This window comes from Nonomuraea bangladeshensis (assembly GCF_039529455.1).
GTDB classification, from domain to species: Bacteria; Actinomycetota; Actinomycetes; order Streptosporangiales; family Streptosporangiaceae; genus Nonomuraea; species Nonomuraea bangladeshensis.
In genome coordinates, this window is record NZ_BAAAMV010000009.1 from 157,636 (window position 1) to 176,185 (window position 18,550).

General features: G+C 71.0%; 21 protein-coding genes and 1 pseudogene. 6 read left to right on the forward strand and 16 right to left on the reverse strand.

Annotated features, from left to right (window positions below; genetic code table 11):
- Positions 1–20: 20 nt before the first annotated feature.
- From ABD292_RS30005 to ABD292_RS30040, 8 genes are all read right to left on the reverse strand, one after another.
- On the reverse strand, positions 21–476 hold the full coding sequence (locus ABD292_RS30005; RefSeq protein ID WP_344213132.1) for an SPW repeat protein: 456 nt from the start codon (positions 474–476) through the stop codon (positions 21–23).
- Between the two features lie 121 nt (positions 477–597).
- Complete coding sequence (locus tag ABD292_RS30010; RefSeq protein ID WP_344213134.1) at positions 598–1,065, reverse strand: NUDIX hydrolase; 468 nt, start codon at positions 1,063–1,065, stop codon at positions 598–600.
- Between the two features lie 21 nt (positions 1,066–1,086).
- The gene (locus ABD292_RS30015) at positions 1,087–3,207 is read right to left on the reverse strand and encodes a peptidase domain-containing ABC transporter (RefSeq protein ID WP_344213136.1); all 2,121 of its coding nucleotides are present in this window, start codon (positions 3,205–3,207) and stop codon (positions 1,087–1,089) included.
- Positions 3,208–3,218: 11 nt separating this feature from the next.
- Entirely contained in the window at positions 3,219–3,407 is a 189-nt protein-coding gene (locus ABD292_RS30020; protein WP_344213138.1) for a hypothetical protein, read from the reverse strand.
- The gene (locus tag ABD292_RS30025; protein ID WP_344213140.1) at positions 3,404–4,402 is read right to left on the reverse strand and encodes a TIGR04500 family putative peptide maturation system protein; all 999 of its coding nucleotides are present in this window, start codon (positions 4,400–4,402) and stop codon (positions 3,404–3,406) included. The genes ABD292_RS30020 and ABD292_RS30025 overlap by 4 nt, the downstream gene beginning before the upstream one ends.
- Entirely contained in the window at positions 4,399–5,358 is a 960-nt protein-coding gene (locus tag ABD292_RS30030) for an MvdC/MvdD family ATP grasp protein (RefSeq protein ID WP_344213142.1), read from the reverse strand. The genes ABD292_RS30025 and ABD292_RS30030 overlap by 4 nt, the downstream gene beginning before the upstream one ends.
- Before the next feature lie 50 nt (positions 5,359–5,408).
- A complete protein-coding gene (locus ABD292_RS30035) occupies positions 5,409–5,564 on the reverse strand; it encodes a hypothetical protein (protein ID WP_344213144.1) in 156 nt (51 codons plus the stop codon).
- Positions 5,565–5,690: 126 nt separating this feature from the next.
- Positions 5,691–6,563 carry a hypothetical protein gene (locus ABD292_RS30040; protein ID WP_344213146.1) on the reverse strand — a complete coding sequence of 291 codons (873 nt, stop codon included), beginning with the start codon at positions 6,561–6,563 and terminating at the stop codon, positions 5,691–5,693.
- Positions 6,564–6,628: 65 nt separating this feature from the next.
- On the opposite strand from ABD292_RS30040, the gene ABD292_RS30045 reads away from it, so the two are divergent.
- A complete protein-coding gene (locus tag ABD292_RS30045; RefSeq protein ID WP_344213148.1) occupies positions 6,629–6,943 on the forward strand; it encodes a hypothetical protein in 315 nt (104 codons plus the stop codon).
- 23 nt (positions 6,944–6,966) lie between these two features.
- Here ABD292_RS30045 and ABD292_RS30050 read toward each other — a convergent pair whose 3' ends face one another.
- The 3 genes from ABD292_RS30050 to ABD292_RS30060 are packed head-to-tail and all read right to left on the reverse strand — an operon-like array spanning position 6,967 to position 8,690.
- Positions 6,967–7,470, reverse strand: coding sequence for a hypothetical protein (locus tag ABD292_RS30050; RefSeq protein WP_344213150.1), 504 nt, complete (start codon positions 7,468–7,470; stop codon positions 6,967–6,969).
- Between the two features lie 6 nt (positions 7,471–7,476).
- Entirely contained in the window at positions 7,477–8,376 is a 900-nt protein-coding gene (locus ABD292_RS30055; protein ID WP_344213152.1) for a hypothetical protein, read from the reverse strand.
- Entirely contained in the window at positions 8,367–8,690 is a 324-nt protein-coding gene (locus ABD292_RS30060; protein WP_344213154.1) for a hypothetical protein, read from the reverse strand. The genes ABD292_RS30055 and ABD292_RS30060 overlap by 10 nt, the downstream gene beginning before the upstream one ends.
- Before the next feature lie 107 nt (positions 8,691–8,797).
- On the opposite strand from ABD292_RS30060, the gene ABD292_RS30065 reads away from it, so the two are divergent.
- Positions 8,798–9,205, forward strand: coding sequence for a YbaB/EbfC family nucleoid-associated protein (locus tag ABD292_RS30065; RefSeq protein WP_344213156.1), 408 nt, complete (start codon positions 8,798–8,800; stop codon positions 9,203–9,205).
- A gap of 48 nt (positions 9,206–9,253) precedes the next feature.
- A complete protein-coding gene (locus ABD292_RS30070; protein ID WP_344213158.1) occupies positions 9,254–9,655 on the forward strand; it encodes a YbaB/EbfC family nucleoid-associated protein in 402 nt (133 codons plus the stop codon).
- A 27-nt stretch (positions 9,656–9,682) separates the two neighbouring features.
- Here ABD292_RS30070 and ABD292_RS30075 read toward each other — a convergent pair whose 3' ends face one another.
- Positions 9,683–10,381 carry a trimeric intracellular cation channel family protein gene (locus ABD292_RS30075; RefSeq protein ID WP_344213160.1) on the reverse strand — a complete coding sequence of 233 codons (699 nt, stop codon included), beginning with the start codon at positions 10,379–10,381 and terminating at the stop codon, positions 9,683–9,685.
- A gap of 135 nt (positions 10,382–10,516) precedes the next feature.
- On the opposite strand from ABD292_RS30075, the gene ABD292_RS30080 reads away from it, so the two are divergent.
- Positions 10,517–11,764, forward strand: coding sequence for an amidohydrolase (locus ABD292_RS30080; protein WP_344213162.1), 1,248 nt, complete (start codon positions 10,517–10,519; stop codon positions 11,762–11,764).
- 6 nt (positions 11,765–11,770) lie between these two features.
- Here the strand turns inward: ABD292_RS30080 and ABD292_RS30085 are convergent, their stop codons facing one another.
- On the reverse strand, positions 11,771–12,178 hold the full coding sequence (locus tag ABD292_RS30085) for an SHOCT domain-containing protein (RefSeq protein ID WP_344213164.1): 408 nt from the start codon (positions 12,176–12,178) through the stop codon (positions 11,771–11,773).
- Positions 12,179–12,332: 154 nt separating this feature from the next.
- Here ABD292_RS30085 and ABD292_RS30090 point away from each other — a divergent pair, with 154 nt between their 5' ends.
- Positions 12,333–13,457: an AI-2E family transporter gene (locus ABD292_RS30090; RefSeq protein ID WP_344213166.1), complete on the forward strand. Its 1,125-nt coding sequence runs from the start codon at positions 12,333–12,335 to the stop codon at positions 13,455–13,457.
- A gap of 27 nt (positions 13,458–13,484) precedes the next feature.
- Here the strand turns inward: ABD292_RS30090 and ABD292_RS30095 are convergent, their stop codons facing one another.
- Positions 13,485–14,009: a DUF7144 family membrane protein gene (locus ABD292_RS30095; RefSeq protein ID WP_344213168.1), complete on the reverse strand. Its 525-nt coding sequence runs from the start codon at positions 14,007–14,009 to the stop codon at positions 13,485–13,487.
- Between the two features lie 206 nt (positions 14,010–14,215).
- Here ABD292_RS30095 and ABD292_RS30100 point away from each other — a divergent pair, with 206 nt between their 5' ends.
- Positions 14,216–15,631 (forward strand): MFS transporter, encoded by a 1,416-nt coding sequence (locus ABD292_RS30100; RefSeq protein ID WP_344213170.1) that lies wholly within the window; start codon positions 14,216–14,218, stop codon positions 15,629–15,631.
- Here the strand turns inward: ABD292_RS30100 and ABD292_RS30105 are convergent.
- Positions 15,570–17,408: a glycoside hydrolase family 15 protein gene (locus ABD292_RS30105; RefSeq protein WP_344213172.1), complete on the reverse strand. Its 1,839-nt coding sequence runs from the start codon at positions 17,406–17,408 to the stop codon at positions 15,570–15,572. The two genes, ABD292_RS30100 and ABD292_RS30105, sit on opposite strands and share 62 nt — an antisense overlap.
- 130 nt (positions 17,409–17,538) lie before the next feature.
- Positions 17,539–18,546 (reverse strand): annotated as a pseudogene (locus tag ABD292_RS30110) (PP2C family protein-serine/threonine phosphatase); the annotation flags it as partial.
- Positions 18,547–18,550: the final 4 nt, after the last annotated feature.

Below are 18,550 nucleotides of genomic sequence, written 5' to 3' on the forward strand. Positions count from 1 at the left end.
TCAGCGCAGGACCGTGGGAGTCATCGTGGGTGCCCGCCGTGGCGTCTGCTCATCATGCCGAGCGAGGCGCAGGCCAGGCCGGTGACGAGGATGACCACTCCCGTGATGACGTTGTTGACGATCGTCGAGGCGCCGGCTCCGTGTGGCGGCAGGACCCACGGCGTGATGATGGTCCATACGCCGATGACCGGCAGCGTCCACGCGAGACTGTGGAAGCGGCCGTTGGCCGAGGCGATCCCGGCCGCCAGCAGGACCACCGCTATCCCGGTGATCAGGTTGCTGACGGTCAGGTTCGTGCGGCCGAAGATGCCCACCACCCATGGCGAGATGGCCAGGTAGAGCCCGCTCAGGAAGGCGACCCCACTGACGGACTGCCCTGCCGGCTGCTGGGCCGCCATGTCGTAGCGGGCGCGCAGCGCGGCTATGTCGGGGTGATGACCGATGTCGTAAGTGGCTCGCGTCGGCTGGTCAGCCATGTCGCACACCACCTTTTCTCTCGTGTAGAGACAGGAATGATGGTCAACTGCCCGTTTCGTCCTGCCGACACCCCCGAGCAGGTAAACGTCTCCCCAAATCCTGACGCGGTGGCGCGGCCGATCAGTGCTGGATCAGACCGCCGACCGGGACGGGACCGACATGGCCGCTCGCCGGGAGGGTCCGCGCCAGAGCGAGGCCGACGTCGACCAGCGATGAGCGGCGGAGGCGCGCGACGTCGGCGAACGCGGTCCAGACCGACTCGGCGACGTCGCCGTCGGGCTCGGGACGCAGCCGTCCGCCGGTGAGGCGGACGCGGTAAAAGACGCCGACGTTCTGATGCTCGACGCCGGCGCGGGCGACGGCGGCGGGGATCACACGGGAGTCCACGCCCAGCAGGCGTTCGACGACCGCGTCGCAGCCGGTCTCCTCGGCGACCTCCCGGATGACCGCGTCGAAGGGGTCCTCGCCGTGCTCGACCCTCCCGCCGGGTAGGGTCCAGACCCGCTCGCCGTCCGGCTTCACGTGGTGGGCGAGCAGGACTCGGCCGTCCTCGACGCACACGGCGTACGCCGCCAGTCGGAAACTCATCCGCCGCAGCCCACGCGGTGGTCACAGCGACGGCCGGGCCAGTTCGGACAGGGCCGCGTACCGTCCGCCGAATCGCATCAGCTCGTCGTGGGTGCCCTGCTCGGCCACCTGGCCGCCGTCGATGACGAGGATCTGGTCGGCGTCGCGTACGGTGCTCAGCCGGTGGGCGATCACGATTCGGGTCAGCGGCAGGCCCGCGAGATTGCGTTCGATGGCGGCCTCGGCCACGGTGTCGAGGTGGCTGGTGGCCTCGTCGAGCAGCAGGATGCGCGGCTCGGGAAGCAGGGCCCGCGCGAGGGCGATCCGCTGCCGCTGGCCGCCGGACAGGCCGCCGCCCTCGGTGAGCATCGTCTCGTACCCCATGGGCATGGCCATGATGTCGTCGTGGACGTGCGCCATCCTGGCGGCGGCCACGATCCGCTCCAGCGGGGCGCCGGGGACGGTCAGGGCGATGTTCTCCCTGATGGTCCCGGTGAACAGGTGCGGGTCCTGGGTGACCACGCCGAACCGGCCGCGCAGCCAGCTCGGGTCCAGGTCGCGCGCGGGCGTGCCGTCGTAGCGGATCTCGCCCTCGACCGGCTCGTACAGGCCGAGCAGGATCCTGCCCAGGGTGCTCTTGCCCGAGCCCGAGCTGCCCACCAGCGCCACCTTCTGACCTGGGGCGATCCTCAGCGTGACGTTCCTGAGCGTCCAGGGCGAACGAGGGTCGAAGCGGAACCCGACGTCGCTCAGCGTCACCTCCCCGCGCAGCGGCGGGCGCACGCCGCCGGTGCGTTCCGGCTCGGCCTCGATGATGTCGGCGAGCCGTTCGACGTGGGCGCCGGCCTCCTGGAGCTCCTGGAGACTGGTCAGCAGCGAGGTCAGCGGGGTGAGCGCGGAGACGGCGAGCGCGTTGAGCGCGAGCATCGTCCCGAGGCTCAGCCCGCCGTCGAGCACCCGGACCGTGCCCACGAGCAGCAGCAGCGCGGGAGCGAGGATCCTGATGGCGGACAGGACCGAGTCCAGGAGCCCGCGCGTCAGGCCCAGGCGCAGGTCGGCGTTCATCTGGGCGGTGAACATCGCCGACCACCGCTCGACGGCACGCCGTTCGGAGCTGGACGCCTTGATCGACTCGATGCCCTGGATGGACTCGATGAGCCGGCCCTGGGTCGTGGCGGCGGCGGTCAGGCCGCGCCCGGTGAGGTCGGCGATCCGCCTGCGGGTGAGGAGCAGCAGGACAGCCTGGACGGCCGCCATCGCGGCCAGGCACCCGCCGAGCAGGGGATCGCGCACCAGCACGAGGACCATGAGCACCACGGCGAGCGGGCCGTCGAGGAGCGCCGACAGCACCTGGCCGGACAGCATGGCCCGCAGGCTGGCCGCGCTCTGCGTGCTCATGACGAGGTCGCTCGCCCCGCGCAGGGTGAAGTACCCGTAAGGCAGCGAGAACAGCCGGCCGACGACCCCGCCCGTGAACTCCGTGTCGGCCCGTGCCCGCAGCATGAGCAGCAGGGCCGTACGCAGGTAGGTGAGTATCCCCTGGATCAGCACCACGATCGGCAGGCCGACGATGAGGACGTGCAGCAGATATCGGTCGCCGCCGGGCAGCACCTCGTCGACGACGAGCCCGGACAGCAGGGGCAGCACGAGCGCGGCCACCTGCAGCAGCAGGGAGGCGAGCAGCGCCTGGACGAGCAGGCCGCGGTGGCGGATGAGCAGGGCGCGCAGGAGGTTCGCGCGCCACGGGCGCCGCTCGGGCCCCCGGGGATCGAAGCCCGGGCCCGGCTCGAAGGCCAGCACGACCCCGGTGAAACCGAGGTCGAACTCCTCCGGCGTGAGCCTGCGCCGCCCGGAGGCCGGGTCGACGACCTCGACGACGTCCGGGCGCCACCGCTCGACGACCAGGAAGTGGTTGAACTCCCAGTGCACGACGAACGGCCCCGGCACCGCGCCGAGCCGCTCGGGCGCGATCGAGAACGCCTTGGCGTTCAGGCCGTACGACTTGGCGGCCTCGACGATCGCGAAGGCGGTCAGCCCGTCCCTGGACACCTGGACGTCCGCGACGACCTCGCGCACGCTCGCCCGGCGCCCGTGGGCCCCGAGCACCATCGCCAGGCACGCCGCGCCGCAGTCGGCCATCGTGTTCTGCCTCAGCACGGGCACCCTGACCCGCCTCATCGCGGATCACCGAGCGCGGGGAGGACGCCGAGCAGCACCACGATCGCCAGCGCCAGCGCGAGCAGGCCCACGTAGGTCCACAGCCAGACCAGGAGCGTCCTGGAGACGCGGTAGGGGCGCTCGACGTGCCGCCGGACGCCCTGATGGTGGTGGACCGCCTTCTCCCGGTACGGAAGCGACTTCACCCGCCGGCCGTCCGTTCCGCGATCCCCCAGAACCATTCGATCTTGGCCGCGTTCCTGCGCGCGTCGATCCATTCGCTGAAGATGCGGCGTTCGACGAGGTCACGTACGGTCGCGTCGAGCACGGCCGGCTCCACCGCGAGGACCTTGACCAGCAGATGCCCGCCCGCCACGGGGAACGGCCCGGCGACCGTCCCCGGAGGGGCTTCGAAGATGCGTTCCGCCGGCTCTTTGTCGAGGTCGCCCCGGCGGAGGGTGGCGAACACCTCGCCAGGACGGGCGCCGCCGTCGGCGAAGGCCCGCTCGACCGCGTCGAGGAACCCGGCCGCGTCGGGCACGGCGGCCGGCTCGGCGACGAACACCGCCCGCGCGACACGGGCCACGTCGAGCTCAGCGCCGTGTTCGGCGAACCAGTCCTCCACCCGTCCCGCGGCCACCCGCGAGCGGAGCGCGGCGACGGCGGCCTCGAGGGCGACCAGCTCTTCCAGCTCCTGGTGGGAGATGCGGTTGCGCTCCATCCAGGCCCGGGTCGCCTCCACGGTCAGCAGGCCGCGGGCGCGGCGGAAGGCGTCCATCGCCTCCTGGAGGGCGGCGTCGCTCAGCGGCTCGCACGTCTCCGCCAGCTCCTCGCGTACGAGGCTGTCGGCGATGAGCCGGTCGGCCAGCGCGGACTCGTCCCAGATGAAGTCCAGGCAGGCGATCGCCCTGGCCACCGGCGTCTCGATGCCGTTGACCCGGAGCAGCAGGTGCTCGCCCGCGCGGTGCACGCCGCGCAGCGGCCACGGCAGGGCCTGCTCGGGGCACCAGGACAGCGAGACCGTGGCGTCGCCGTCCTTCATGAGCAGGGCGTGGTGCAGCGATCCGTCGAACTCCTCGCGCTGGGCGACCAGCCGCGTCCGGACCTGCGGGTACGCCGCGCGGAACCCCTCCAGGCCGCGCTCGGGCTCACCCGAGCTGAGCAGGCCGACCGCGTCGGCGAGCATCGGCCCGTACGTCATCGCTTCACTCCGCTCTTCAGCAGCTCGCCGATCGCCGCGCTGATCGGCAGCCCGGTCGCGTCCTCGATCCACAGGAACTGGCCGTTGGGGTTGATCTCCAGGAAGACGTGGCGGCCGTCCGGCGTGAGGATCAGGTCGATCGCGCCGTAGCACAGCCCGAGCCGTTCGACCAGCTCCAGGCAGCGCCGGGAGACCTCGTCCGGCAGGTCGTGCGCCAGGATGGGGGTGGCGCCCGGGTCGTAGTGCCGCCAGTCGTAGCGGGTGTGGTTGCTGACCTGCGAGTGGATCTCGGCCGCGAACAGCTCGCCGCCCACCACGGTCACCCGCACCTCGACCCGCTTGGGGACGTACGCCTGGACGATGACCGGGCACAGGCGCAGGGCGTCGGCGTGACCGAGGTCCGCCGGCGTCACGGGCGCCGCGAACCGACCGAACCGCTCACCGTCCGCCTCCAGCTGGTTGCCGTGCACCGGCTTGGTGATCACCCGGCCTTCGTGCTGGACGTAGAAGTCGAGGAAGCGCTCGGGATCGTTCGTGATCAGCGTCGCGGGCAGCTCGAAGCCCAGCCGCCTGGCCACTTCGAGCTGGTACGCCTTGCGCCCCGCCCGGTCGATGACCGGCCTGGAGGCGGGGACCTTCAGGCACCCCAGGCCGTCCCACAGGCTCTCGACCAGCACCCGGCACTCCTCCTCGACGTGCTCGCGGGCGAGGGCCTGCGGATGGGCCACCGGATTCCCCGGGCGGCGGTACCAGATCGCGGTCAGCTCGTCGAGGTCGACACGGCGTCCGCCGTGGCCGAGGGTCCGGACGGTCGAGCCGTCGCCCGGATGGCCGATCTCCAAGGTGGCGGCGGCCGGGAACCACGCGGGGTCGAAGACGGTGACGTCCGCCGCGGCGAGCGTCCCCACGACGCGCTCGGCGTGCTCGTCTCCGTCGGAGGTCAGTACGAGGATCATCAGGATGGTTCCGGTGGGGGGCGCGACCCGGCCGCGCCCCCCGCGGCTGACTAGTTGCTGTCGCCGGAGGTGTGCGTGTGGTTGCCGCAGATCACGATGACCTGGCTCTTGGCGCCGCCGCTCACCTGAAGGAGCTGACCCTCGTCGAGCTCAGCGCCCAGGGCCGCGATGTTGTCGAGGCTGGTACGCGTCTTCCCCGTGCTCATTCATCATCCTTTTGTCCGCATGGGGAGCCGAATGCCCCCCATCGCATGGAGCACGTTAGGGAGACGGCGGGCAGAGCGTCGTCCGTCGCGTGGATGATCAACCGTCATCCTGGAGACGGAGCAACGTCACTCGGGGGCGGCCGGGAAAGGCTCGTGAGAGTCGGCGTATTCGACCGCCGGCTCGGGAGGAAGGGATGCTCCGGTGCGCGCATCGGTGCAGCAAGCCTGCCTGATCTCGGCGGCCTTCAGCGGACGGACCACTCCTTTCACGATGGCCCAGCCCCGGACGATCTTCACCGGCAATCCGCTGTCCGGATCGGTCCTGGGAGTGAAGGAACGCATGACGACGCCGCCCGCGGCTCCGGCGGCCCGGGCGAAGCTCAGTATCAGCGCCAGGGCCGGGAAATCCACGCTCATGACTCGCATCGCGTTCTGCTCCAGCTCGACCTCGGCGACGATTTCCAGGGGGTCGTGCGTTCCGGCGCCCACGTGGCAGGTGAAGATGTGCCGGCCTGGGCCCCCGTGGGTCGAAAGCCGCACGAGCAGCTCCGCGGCATGTTCCTTCGCCTCCAGCACCGCTTCGGGCGGAAAAGCGGCCAGCAGATCCATCGCCCGGATGCTGAGCGCCCGGAGCCGCTCGCGATGCGCGAGCGAGGCCACGATCACGCCGATGGGTTCGCCCTGGTAGGGGAAAGGATCATCCTCCTCGCACACCGCCTGGGCGTATCGGGCCCTGCTCACGGCCGAGTCGGGCGACAACTGCTCCGTCTGGCAGTATGCGGAGTATTCGGCGGGAATGAAGGCCCCGATCATGACTCTGTGTCCAGCCTTGAGCATATAGCGCAAGATCTGCTCACATGTGGCGAGGTATTGGCCGTAATCCTCGAACTCGAATGACGGGTAGGACGCCCTCATCGTGGCCAGGTCAAGCTCGTTCAGGAGCAATGCCATACCGATGACGCCGCCTCGGCGGGTGTTCCGCCTTCGCTTCTTTCCCATGCGCGGACAGTAGTGAGGGCCGCCCGGTCGCCGATTCCCCGAACCGCATTCTGTGGATAAGGCGGTTGCCCGAGGACGAAAACGCCTCGATCATGACGATGGTGAAGACAATGGCACGGCACCTGCTGCAGGGCCTGGGTGGTGCGGCGGCGGCTGCTGCCGCCTACCTGGTTGTTGCCGTGTTTGCCTTTTTCCTGTTCTTCAGCCTTTTGCTTCTGCCGATCCTCCTGCTGTACACGCCGTTCGCCATCCTCGTCATCGGCTTGGCAGGAGTCGTCGTGTCGTTCGCGCGACGGCCCTCGTCATCGGGGTTCGTCGCGTTCTGGTCGGGTTGGGCCCTCTGCCCTGCCGTATATCTCGTCATTGTCCTCACCAAGTGAAGCGCGAGCGGGATACCCGGGTATCAGGACGGGTCGGGGCCGCAGGTCCACGACACTTCTTCCGTCTGGAGAGCGCCACCGTACTGGTAGGGGTCCCAGCCGTCGCGCATGAAGAGCTGCGCCACCACGTCCGAGGGGGCGCCCAGCAGGTCTTCGGACTCCGTATCGCCCAGCAGGCGCTCGGCGGCCTCCACGTCGGGTACGCGGATCCGGTAGTGGGCCTCCAGATGCACCACCGGGCTGTACTCGGTCGGGGTGTCGCCGGCTTCCTCCTCTTCCTCGCCGGGGGCCGGTTCGTTCTCCAGGTCGCTGAACGGGTTGCCCCATCCTGCGTGGTCGGCGCAGAGGGCGGCGTACGCGATGGCGGCGGCGCGGAGGTCGTTGACGGCCGCCACCACCCGCTTGTAGTCGTCGGGGGCTTCGGTGAGGATCAGGGCGTGCCGCTCGATGGCGGCGCCCAGGTCGGCGGCGCCCGCCAGCAGGTGGTCCCGCCCGGTCGCGCCGTTGTCTGCCTGGGAGTCGTTCACGATGATCTAATCCTCGAAGTCGAAGTGCCTGGTGTGCATGATCTCACCCTTGTTGTTCAGGTAGTCCACGTGAAAGTGGCCACCTTTGCTGCATTCGGGCCGGAAATGCGCCCTGGGGCCGCCGTCGGCGGCCGCCTGTCGCGCGGCCGCCTCCGCGTCGGTCCTCGGCGGTTTCTTGGACACGCCCCGATGCGTACCCGAGTTCGTCTTGTTGGGCGAGTTCGGCCTTCGCCACTTGGACATCGGGGCGATGGCGGGGCCCTTGGGGCCGTCCACACCGGAGGGTCTTCGGGGAAGGCGGGCAGGCAGGCGGGGGCCGCCGGCCAGGGCGAGCGGAGGGCCGCCTCCCCACGGTCCGCGGGCGTTCCTGAGGATGCCGGCCAGTGGCTCGGTGACTCGCCGGGCGAGGCCGGGTGCCAGCACGCGTGCGCCGCCCTCGCCGGCCTCCTTGAGGATTCTTCCCATGGCGTACCGGGTGCCGAGGACCGTGGCCGTGGCTGTGCCGAGGGCGAGCGGCCCGCCCGCGAGCATGGTGGCCGAGAGCTTGACCGCGCACGACGCCGCGTACGAGATGACCCCTACCTTGGTGGCGGTGATGACGCCGGCCGCCCCGTCGAGGATCAGCGGCGCGTACCTCGCCGCCGTCGCGGCCGCGTCGAGGTGCCCGTCACCGCCTGTCTTCTGCCAGTAACCGGTGAGGGCCGTCGCGGAGTCGCCCTGGTACGCGGCCGGGCTCGTGGTCCGGGCGACGGTGGTGTCCGCGCGGGCGCCGGCCGTCGAGGTGCCGGCGAGCACGGTGCGCCACGCGTCCGCGTCCAGCCGCAGCTCGTCCTCGTCGATGTTCGGGAAGGGGATTCCCACCAGGGCCAGGACACCGTCGGCCCAGGGCGGCAGGGTCACGCCCATGACGTGTCAGGCAGCCCGTCGAGGTTCTGAACGGTGACCTCGTTGACATCCGACACCCGCCGGCTCGACAGCGCAAGCGCGTCTCCCGTGGCCCCTATCAGGTCGCCCATGTGGGTGTAGGCGGCCAGGGCGATCGCGGTGCACTCGCTGTAGGCGGTGACCAGTGGGCGCAGCAGGCCGTCATCGCCCCAGGAAGCGGCGTCGCCGCGCTGCTGTAATCGTCGCAGCGCCGCCGCGTAGTCCGTGCCGTCACCTCTCAGGTGCGCCGAAGCCGTCTCCAGCGACCCGTGGACCAGCCGAAGCTCCGAACTCATGAAGCGTAGGTTAACGATGATCGAAGCCGGTGTGGATCAGAGACCGATTTTCGAGCTGGTATCTTGCCGGGCGTGCCGTCTCCGGCGTCTGGTGAAGGAGTCTTTCGATGCCGTCCTCGGGCCCCTGGAACGACGACCTCGACCACCTGGAACGAGTCCTTCGTGAGACCGAGGAGATCATGCGTGACCTCGGAGCCGCCCGTGCCGAGATCGCCCAGATCACCAGCGTGGGCGAGGCGGGCGGCGGCATGGTGCGCGTCGTGGCGGGGGGCGGCGGGCGGCTCAGGGCGATCAAGCTCGACCCCCGGGTCATGCGGCAACCGGCCGATGAGCTGGCGAGGCAGGTCATGGCGGCGACGCGGGCCGCGCAGGAGGCGGCCGGGCGCCGGTCGCACGAGATCGTCGAGCGGGCCCGGGCACGCGCGGAGAGCCTGCCCGAGCCGCTGGACGAGACCTTCGTACGCCGCCGGATCGAGCAGGTCGCCGACGAGATCGACCGGCCTCCGAGAGGGTGACCGACCGCGGCGTCCACGCCGGGCGAACCTCGTAGGTGAGGAGAAGGAATGCACAAATTCGACGCGGACCCCGCCAACTGGCGCGAGGAGGATCTGGAGCGGGAGGCGGAGAAGGCCGCGAAGATCCTCGCGTGGATGGACGACGGGCAGCGCGAACTGGATGAGATCACCGGCACGGGCGAGGCCGCGAACGGTCAGGTGAAGGCCGTCGCGGCCGTGGACGGCACCGTACGGGACATCGTCATCACGCCGCGCGCCATGCGGTTGGACAGCCGGACGCTGGCCGAGCAGCTGACACTGGCCGTCGGCCGGGCCCAGGATGATGCCGAGCGGCAGAGCCGTCAGCTGATGGCCGACGCGCTGGGCGACCTGCTCCCGGACGGCCGGCTGGATCTGCGCGCCTTCGAGGAGCAGCTCGGCCGGTTGCTGCGCTCCTTCGAACGCCCCTGACGAGGACGAACCACGAAAGGCGCCGGATCAGTCGTCGCCGTCCCTGCGGCGGTCGCGGCGGCGGAGGGGTGGGGGGTGGATGGCCTTGCCGAGGACGTCGCGGGCCTCCCATTCGACGCCGCCGGGCAGCTCCCACCCCCGCCGGTAGGCGACCAGCCGCAGTACGGTGCCCGCGACGACCGCCAGGGGGGTGGCCACCGCGACGGGCACGCCGAGCTCCGAGCAGATCACCTCCAGGGCCGCGACCAGGGCGGCGACCGACGCGTACAGGCCGTTGCCGCCGAAGACGGCCGGGACGCGCTGCACCAGCAGGTCGCGGGTGGCGCCGCCGCCGACCGCGGTGATGGTGCCCAGCAGGATCGCCGGGAGCCAGGCGAGCCCGGCGGCCAGCGTCCGCTGTGCCCCCGCGACCGCCCACACGCTCAGCGCGACCGCGTCGAGGACGTAGAAGAGCCGGGTCCATTCCCGTTCGGTGAACTTCAGCAGGAACGCCACCCCCGCGCCGGCCAGCGCGACCGGGATGTAGAGGGGGTTGGTCAGGGCGAGCGGCGGCCCGTGCCCGAGCAGCACGTCGCGGATCAGCCCGCCGCCCAGGCCGGACACGACGCCGATCACGACGTATCCGAACAGGTCGAGCTCCCTGCGGCGGGCCACCGAGCCGCCGAGCAGGCTGTTGATGAACACCCCGACCAGGTCCAGCACCGTCGTGATCGTCTCGACCCGCACAGGCAGGAGCCTAGGGACGCCTCCGCGGGAACCGGCGGCGGTCCGCCCCCGGATGGCGGAACGTTTGCGCCCGTCTGGACTACTCCAGACCGATATCAGGAAAGCATCCGCGGGTGAGGCTGAGGGGAGCGATCGATGTCCGCCGACACCGTGCTGGCCGGGCTTGACGCCATCAGGCCCGACCTGGAGGCGTACTACCGCGACCTGCACGCCCATCCCGAGCTCGGCCACCAGGAGAGACGCACCTCGGCGCGGGTGGCCGAGCGGCTGCGCGCGTACGGGTACGACGTGACCGACGGCGTCGGCGGCACGGGGGTCGTCGGCGTGCTGGCCAACGGCGACGGGCCGTGCGTGTTGTTCCGTGCGGACATGGACGCCCTGCCGATCGAGGAGCGGACCGGGCTGCCGTACGCGAGCACGGCCGTCGGCGGCGACGGCCAGCCCGTCATGCACGCCTGCGGGCACGACACGCACGTCACCGCCCTGCTGGGCGCGGCCCGGCTGATGGTGCAGGCCAGGGACGCGTGGAAGGGCACGTACGTGGCGCTGTTCCAGCCGGCGGAGGAGCCCGGCGACGGCGCCCGCGGCATGATCGACGACGGGCTGACCGGCCGGATCCCGAAGCCCGACGTGTGCCTGGCGCAGCACGTGCTGCCCTATCCGGCGGGCCAGGTGCTCACCCGGCCGGGGCCGGCGCTGTCGGCCGCCGACAACTACCGGATCACCGTGTACGGCCGCTCGGCCCACGGCTCGGCCCCCGACCGGGGCATCGACCCGGTGGTGATGGCCTCGATGCTCGTGGTGCGCCTGCAGACGATCGTCTCCCGCGAGGTCGGCCCGCTCACCCCGGTCGTGCTCACGGTGGGCAGCATCCACTCCGGGGCCAACCCCAACAACATCCCGGAGACCGCCGAGATCCAGCTCAACGTGCGTACCTACGAGGAGGACGTGCGGCAGCGCGTCAGGGACGCGATCGTCAGGATCGCCCGCGCCGAGTGCGCCGCCTCGGGCGCTCCCCGCGAGCCCGACGTCGAGCATTTCGGCGCCTTCCCCGCCACGGTCAACGACGCGGACACGACGCGCAGGGTCGCCGCGGCCTTCTCCGCCTTCTTCGGCGACCGGGCGAAAGAGCTCGATCTCCAGACGGCCAGCGAGGACTTCAGCGAGATCCCGAAGGCGTTCGGCGCGCCGTTCACGTACTGGGGGTTCGGCGGCACGGACCCCGAGCTGTACGCGCGGGCGGCCGGGAAGGGCACGATCGACACCGACGTCCCCGGCAACCACAACGCCGCCTTCGCCCCGGTCATCCAGCCCACCCTGGACACCGGCGTGCGGGCGGCCGTGGTCTCGGCGCTGGCCTACCTGGGCGTCGACGGCGGCTGACGGGCCTCACACCCCGGCGAGGACCTTGGTCTTGGCGCGCTCGTACTCGTCGTCGGTGAGGTCGCCCCGGCGCTTCAGGTCGGCGAGCCTGGCCAGCTCGTCGCCGGTTCCCGAGCCGGTGCCGCCCGCGCCCGCGGCGCTCTCGCGCACGTACGCGCGGAACGCCTCCTCGTTCGCCTGCAGCCGCGCCATCTCGCGCCGGCCCATGCCCTTGCCGCGGACGATCAGGTAGAGCAGGACGCCCACGAAGGGCAGGACCACCAGCACGACGGTCCAGCCGGTCTTGCCCCATCCGCTGACGTCGTCGTCGCGGAACAGGTCGCCGATGACCCGGAAGAGCAGCATGAACCAGAGGACCCACATGAAGAACACGAGCATGGTCCAGAAGAGGTTGAGAAGAGGATAGTCGCCCATCGCGGCGCTCCTTTCGGCACTAGACCGTTTTGCGCCTTTCACCCTTCATGCCGCTTTCTCGGCCCTGCTAGTCCCAACGTTCGGCCAATCTTCCGCACCCGGCCAGGCGGTGAAGGCCCAGTTCAAGCGGCCCCGGCTTGTACGTTGATGACCGATGGAACCGAGACCCACCGTGCAGGTGCTGCTCGCGCCCGCGAACATCTGGCGGGCCGGGCTCGTCCTGGCGGCCGTCGTCGCCGCGGCGTTCTTCGTCCGCTTCGTGCTCGTCGACGCGGGATCGCTGATCGCCATGCTGGTGATGGCGTGGTTCCTGTCGCTCGCCATGGAGCCCGCCGTACGCCGCCTGTCCAGGCGGGTGCGCCGCGGCACGGCCACGCTGCTGGTGATGACGCTGTTCATCGTCGCGGTAGTGGTCTTCTTCGTGCTGTTCGGCAGCCTGCTCGTCCGGCAGGTCGCGGTGCTGCTGAAGGCCCTGCCCGACGTCATCACCGGCGTCGTCGACCGGGTGAACGCCCGCTTCGGCACCCGCTACGAGATCTCCGCCATCCTCGACTCGCTCAACCTGACCCCGCAGCAGGCGGCCTCGTACGCGCAGGGCGCGCTCAACGGCGTCCTCGGCCTGGTGGGGACGGTGGCGGGGACGGTGTTCAACCTGTTCACCCTGCTGCTGCTGACGTTCTACCTCTCGGCCGACGGACCGGCGCTGCGCCGGTGGATCGCGCAGTTGCTGCCCGGCCGTGTCCAGCAGGTCTTCATCAACGTCTGGGACGTCTCCACGGTCAAGACCGGCGGGTACGTCTCCTCCCGGCTCGTCCTCGCCACGATCAACGGCGTCGCCTCGGCCCTCGTGTTCCTGGCGCTCGGCATGCCGTCCTGGCTCGCGCTCGGGGCGTGGACCGGCCTGGTCGCCCAGCTCGTGCCCACCATCGGCACCTACATCTCCATCGCCCTGCCGGTGGTCGTGGGGCTGGTGTCGCCCCGTCCCTGGATCGGCCTGGCGGCGCTGGGCTGGGGCGTGCTCTACCAGCAGGTGGAGAACCTGACGCTGGAGCCGAAGATCAGCTCGCGGGCCGTGGACATCCATCCAGGGGTGTCCTTCGCGGCCGTGATCCTGGGGGCGTCGCTGTTCGGCGCGATGGGCGCGCTGCTGGCCATCCCCGTGGTGGCCATGCTGCACTCGCTGGTCGACACGTTCGTCACCCGTCAGGAGCTGCAGGAGTCCGTGGCCACCCGGGTGCCCCCGCCGACCGGCGGGAAGAAGCCGCCGCCACCGAAGTGACGCCGGCCTCCTCCGCAGGAATGCCGTCTACGGCATGCCGGCCCTGCTGAACGCCTTCATCTCCTTCCCGTGCACGGCCAGCGCGTAGATGACCAGGACGTCGAAGGCGATGATGATGGCCGACCAGATCGGGTAGGCGGGCAGCCAGGCGAAGTTCACGAACGCCTGGATGGCGGCGAGGGTGATCCCGACCACCCGTCCCCAGGTCTTGCCCGACATGATGGCGAGTCCGGCGAGAAAGACGATCACCCCGATGGCTATGTGGAACCATCCCCAGGCCGTGAAGTTGACCGGGACCGCCAGGTTGTTGGGCGTGATGATGTAGAAGCCCCTGTGAAGGAGCCCCACCAGGCCCATCAGCGCCTGGAAGCAGCCCAGGATGATCATCCCGATGCCGGCGAACATGACCCAGCCGAGCCAGCCGCTGGGCCGGGGCTCCCTCGTCGCGGGGGCCGTCTCCGCCCGCTCCGCCTGACGTTGCTGGGGCACCGCCTCCGAGACGTGCTCCCGGGAGACCTGCTGCTGGGTGCGTCCGTACCGTGGTTCTTCCATGCTCGGCTCCCTCCGCGCGGCGGAGTTTCCGTTCAGCGGTCCGAGCAGCTTCCACGCGCGTGCTCGCGGCCACTCCTTACCCTGCTTCTCTACCCAGGACATCCTCCCCCTTCTTCGCAAATAGCTACAAAAGTGGGCAAATTCCCGTGGAGTCTTTTTGCCTGTTCGCGGCGCTCCCCGGGCAGGGAAGAGGGGATCACGGGAACATGACCCCCGCCGCCCAGGCCCTGGCCGCCGCGCCGCGCCGGCCGCTGGCGCCGCTCGCCCTCGCCCAGTTCATCTGCAGCTTCGCGGGCTCGAACATGAACGTGATGATCAATGACATCGGCGCGGACCTGAACACGACGGTCCGCGGCGTGCAGGGCACGATCACGCTGTTCCTGCTGGTCATGGCGGTGCTCATGATCCCCGCCAGCAAGCTGACCGACCGGTGGGGCCGCAAGCGGTGCTTCCTGGCCGGCCTCGCCCTGTACGGGGCAGGCGCCCTCATCAGCGCCTTCTCCCCCGGGCTCGGCGTGCTGATCCTCGGCAACTCGCTGCTGGAGGGCGTGGGGACGGCGCTGCTGATCCCGCCGGTCTACATCCTCGCGACGATGGCGTACGAGGACCTCCCCTCACGCGCCCGGGCCTTCGGCCTGATCAGCGGGATGGCCAGCGTCGGAGCGGCGGCGGGCCCGCTGATCGGCGGGTTCATCGCCACGGCGATCGACTGGCGGGCCGCGTTCCTCTTCCAGGCGGCCGTCGTCGCGGTGATCGTCCTCCTCAGCCGCCGGCTCGTCGATCCCCTGCCCCCGGACCCGGAGCGCCCCTTCGACTTCGCCGGAGCGGTCCTGTCCGCGACCGGCATGTTCTTCGTGGTGTTCGGGATCCTCCAGGCCGGCGCCGACACCACGCTGCTGGTGGTGTTCCTCGCCGTGGGGGCCGTCCTGCTGACCTGGTTCTTCCTGCACATCCGCGCCCGTGAGCGCGCGGGGCGGGAGCCGCTGCTGTCGACCGGGCTGTTCCGCGACCGTACGTCCGACCTCGGCCTGGTCACCCAGAACATGCAGTGGCTGATCCTCATGGGGACGTCGTTCACCGTCTCCGTCTTCCTCCAGACCGTCCGTGGCTACAACGCGATCCAGACCGGCGTCATCTTCACCGCGGCGACCGTGGGCGCTCTCGTCTCCTCGCTGGCGGCGGAGCGGCTGGCCAGGAGGCACTCGCAGAAGGCGCTGATCGTGGCGGGTTTCGCCATGACCGTGGCCGGGATCGTGGTGCTGCTCGTCCTGGTCGGGGCGGCGTCGAGGGTCATCGCCTTCACGCCTGGGCTGCTGCTGATCGGCCTGGGCGTGGGCGTCATGCTGACCCCGTCGGTCAACGTCGTGCAGTCCAGCTTCCCCGAGGGGCTGCAGGGCGAGATCTCCGGGCTGTCGCGCAGCGTCTCGAACCTCGGCTCGTCGTTCGGGACGGCGATCGTCGGAACGGTGCTCATCGCGAGGGCGGCCGAGGGGAACCGGGCCTACGCGCTCGCCATGGTCGTTCTGGCGATCTTCGCCCTGATCGGCCTCGCCGCCGCCGTCAGCCTCCCCTCCTCTCGGCGAGATCAAGGTGCTCGTCCAGGGCCATCGCCGCGGCGATGAGCGCCAGGTGGGTGAACGCCTGCGGGAAGTTGCCGAGCTGCTCGCCCGACGGGCCGATCTCCTCGGCGAACAGGCCGACGTGGTTGGCGTAGGTGAGCATCTTGTCGAAGGCGTAGCGGGCCTGCTGCAGCCGCCCGGCCCGGGCCAGGGCCTCGACATAGAGGAAGCTGCACAGGTTGAAGGTCCCCTCGCTGCCGCGCAGCCCGTCCGGCGAGGCGTCGGGATCGTAGCGGTAGACGAGGCTGTCGCTGACCAGCTCCCGTCCCATGGCGTCGAGGGTGCTCAGCCAGGCCGGGTCACGGGGGGAGATGAAGCCGGCGCGCGGCATGAGCAGGAGCGAGGCGTCCAGCACGTCGGTGGCGTAGTGCTGGACGAACGCCTGCCGCCGCGGGTTCCAGCCGCGCTCGACGATCTGGCCGAAGACGGCGTCGCGGGCGCCCGTCCAGCGGGCGAGGTCGGCCGGACGCGAGTAGGCGGTGGCCATGCGGATGCCGCGGTCGAAGGCGACCCAGGTCATCAGGCGGCTGTAGGTGAAGTCCTGGCGTCCGCCGCGGGTCTCCCAGATGCCCTCGTCGGGACGGTCCCAGGCGTCGGCCAGCCAGTCCAGCACCCCGGAGAAGGCCCGCCAGCCGTGGATGCCGCCGACCTCCTGGGCCTGCGCCAGCGCGTCGGCGACCTCGCCGTAGATGTCGAGCTGGAGCTGGCCGGCGGCCGCGTTGCCGGCTCTGACCGGCCAGGATTTCTGGTATCCCTCCAGGTGGCCGAGGACCTCCTCGGTCAGGTGGGGGTCCCCGTCGACCCGGTACATGATCTGCAGCGGCTCGCCCGATGTGGTGTCCCCGGCGTCGAGCCGCTCGCGCAGCCAGGCGCGGAAGGACTGGGCCTCCTCGACGAAGCCGAGGTCGATCAGGGCCCGGACGGACAGCGAGGCGTCGCGGACCCAGGTGTAGCGGTAGTCCCAGTTGCGCTCCCCGCCGATCTGCTCGGGCAGGCCCATCGTGGCCGCGGCGATCGGCGCGCCGGTGGGCGCGTACGTGAGCAGCTTGAGGGTGATCGCCGACCGGTTGACCATGTCCTGCCAGCGCCCCCGGTAGCGGGACGCGCGCAGCCAGTCGTGCCAGAAGGCGCGGCAGGATTCGAGGCTGCCGCGTACCTCGTCGGCGGTCATGAGGGGCGGGGGCCGCTCGGCGGCGCTGCTCGTGGCGGTCAGGGCGACGAAGGCCGTCTCCCCGGCCCGGAGGGTGAGGTCGGCGGTGAGGTCGTCGCCGTCAGGGCGCAGCGTGACGGACGAACTGGCCTGCAGCCGCAGGTCCGTGCCGGGCCCGCGGAAGAGGGCCGAGCCGTCGTCGAGGAGGGTGAGGGCGTGCGGCGCCCGCCCGTAGTCGAAGCGGGGGCGGCAGACGAGGGTGAAGGGCAGCGCGCCGCGGACCACCCGGACGGCCCGGATCAGCCGGTGCCGGCCGGAGGGGGCGCCTGAGGGGTCCGGCTCCATGAAGTCGGCGACCTCCCCCACGCCGTCGGGAGCCATGAAGCGGGTGACGAGGACCGCGGTGTCCGACAGGTAGAGCTGCCGGACCGTGACCCCCGCGACGCGTCCGGAATCGACGGAGAGCCGGCAGTGTCCGCCGCGTTCGCCGTCGAGGAGGGAGGCGAAGAGACTCGGGGAGTCGAACCGGGGCGCGCACCACCAGTCGATGGTGCCGGTCTCGGAGACGAGCGCGACGGTCTGCAGGTCCCCCACCATGCCGTGGTCCGCGATCTGCGGGTACGTGTCCATCAGTGCCTCCAACGTTCGCCATGGACGCCGGTCGGACGAAACGGTTCACCGCGCTCACCGCCTCCAGGTCGGTGGCGCTCGACGCGTCGCGCGGTTCGGGGGCGGCGGGCAGGGGCAGGCGGCGGATCGCGATCATGGCGGCGTCGTCGCCGAGCCGGCCGCCGGTATAGGTGATGAGATCGGCGCAGATGCGCTTGAGCAGCCCTTCGGGGAACTCCCGCGTCCAGGCGGCGATCCGGTCGGCCAGCGGGTAGAACACGCCTGCGGTGTCGCGCGCCTCGGTGACGCCGTCGGTGTAGAGCAGCAGCAGGTCGCCCTCCTCGAAGCGGAACGAGCAGACGCTGTATCCCTCGCCGCCGAGGTTCCCCAGGCCCAGCGGCGGCGAGGGACGCTCGCACTCCAGCGGCGTGACCTTGCCTTCGTGCACCAGCAGCGGCGGCGGGTGGCCGCAGTTCACCATGGTGAGCACCGGCTCGTCGTCCGCTATGTCCAGGGCGACCGCGGTCACGAAGCTCTCGTCGTCCACCGGCCACGCCTTGGCGGACTCGTACGGGTTGAACCCCGCGCTGTCCTCCAGGTCGGCGGCGAGCTCCGGCAGGGACAGGCCCCGGCGCGCGGCCTCGCGGAAGGCGCCGACGAGCGCGGCGGCGTCGGAGATGGCGGGCAGTCCCTTGCCCCGGGCGTCGCCGATGATCAGGCGGGTGGCGCCCTGGGTGCGTACGGCCGCGTACAGGTCGCCGCCGATCCTGGCCTCGGCCGCGGCGGCCAGGTAGACGGAGGCCAGCCGGAGCGTGCCGAGCGACTCGGGCAGCGGGCGCAGCAGCGCGCGCTGCGCGGCCTCGGCCACCGAGCGCACCTGCACCAGGACCCGCCGCTCGCGGTCCCTGACGAGGCAGAACAGCACCACGAACGCCGAGACCAGGATCATGGCGATGAGCTCCGCCCGCTCGTTCCCGCTGCCCATCAGATGGTGGTGGAAGCCGATGATCACCTCGGCCACGACGGCGAGCAGCCCGATCAGGCCCGTGAACCACGCGCCGGCGAAGGAGGCCGTGATCGCGGGGGCCGCCACCAGCAGCGTGCCGAAGCGCACGGTGCTGGGGGTCAACAGGTCGGCAGCCGTGATTACCACGATCATGGCC

What these genes read in the sequence shown, in the direction of transcription:
- ABD292_RS30105 (WP_344213172.1), bottom strand. Translation starts at nt 17,408, where the DNA reads ATGGACACGTACCCGCAGATCGCGGACCACGGCATGGTGGGGGACCTG.
- ABD292_RS30005 (WP_344213132.1), bottom strand. Translation starts at nt 476, where the DNA reads ATGGCTGACCAGCCGACGCGAGCCACTTACGACATCGGTCATCACCCC.
- ABD292_RS30035 (WP_344213144.1), bottom strand. Translation starts at nt 5,564, where the DNA reads ATGAGCACGGGGAAGACGCGTACCAGCCTCGACAACATCGCGGCCCTG.
- ABD292_RS30070 (WP_344213158.1), top strand. Translation starts at nt 9,254, where the DNA reads ATGCACAAATTCGACGCGGACCCCGCCAACTGGCGCGAGGAGGATCTG.
- ABD292_RS30095 (WP_344213168.1), bottom strand. Translation starts at nt 14,009, where the DNA reads ATGGAAGAACCACGGTACGGACGCACCCAGCAGCAGGTCTCCCGGGAG.
- ABD292_RS30080 (WP_344213162.1), top strand. Translation starts at nt 10,517, where the DNA reads ATGTCCGCCGACACCGTGCTGGCCGGGCTTGACGCCATCAGGCCCGAC.
- ABD292_RS30085 (WP_344213164.1), bottom strand. Translation starts at nt 12,178, where the DNA reads ATGGGCGACTATCCTCTTCTCAACCTCTTCTGGACCATGCTCGTGTTC.
- ABD292_RS30060 (WP_344213154.1), bottom strand. Translation starts at nt 8,690, where the DNA reads ATGAGTTCGGAGCTTCGGCTGGTCCACGGGTCGCTGGAGACGGCTTCG.
- ABD292_RS30090 (WP_344213166.1), top strand. Translation starts at nt 12,333, where the DNA reads ATGGAACCGAGACCCACCGTGCAGGTGCTGCTCGCGCCCGCGAACATC.
- ABD292_RS30055 (WP_344213152.1), bottom strand. Translation starts at nt 8,376, where the DNA reads ATGGGCGTGACCCTGCCGCCCTGGGCCGACGGTGTCCTGGCCCTGGTG.
- ABD292_RS30040 (WP_344213146.1), bottom strand. Translation starts at nt 6,563, where the DNA reads ATGGGAAAGAAGCGAAGGCGGAACACCCGCCGAGGCGGCGTCATCGGT.
- ABD292_RS30065 (WP_344213156.1), top strand. Translation starts at nt 8,798, where the DNA reads ATGCCGTCCTCGGGCCCCTGGAACGACGACCTCGACCACCTGGAACGA.
- ABD292_RS30030 (WP_344213142.1), bottom strand. Translation starts at nt 5,358, where the DNA reads ATGATCCTCGTACTGACCTCCGACGGAGACGAGCACGCCGAGCGCGTC.
- ABD292_RS30010 (WP_344213134.1), bottom strand. Translation starts at nt 1,065, where the DNA reads ATGAGTTTCCGACTGGCGGCGTACGCCGTGTGCGTCGAGGACGGCCGA.
- ABD292_RS30100 (WP_344213170.1), top strand. Translation starts at nt 14,216, where the DNA reads ATGACCCCCGCCGCCCAGGCCCTGGCCGCCGCGCCGCGCCGGCCGCTG.
- ABD292_RS30025 (WP_344213140.1), bottom strand. Translation starts at nt 4,402, where the DNA reads ATGACGTACGGGCCGATGCTCGCCGACGCGGTCGGCCTGCTCAGCTCG.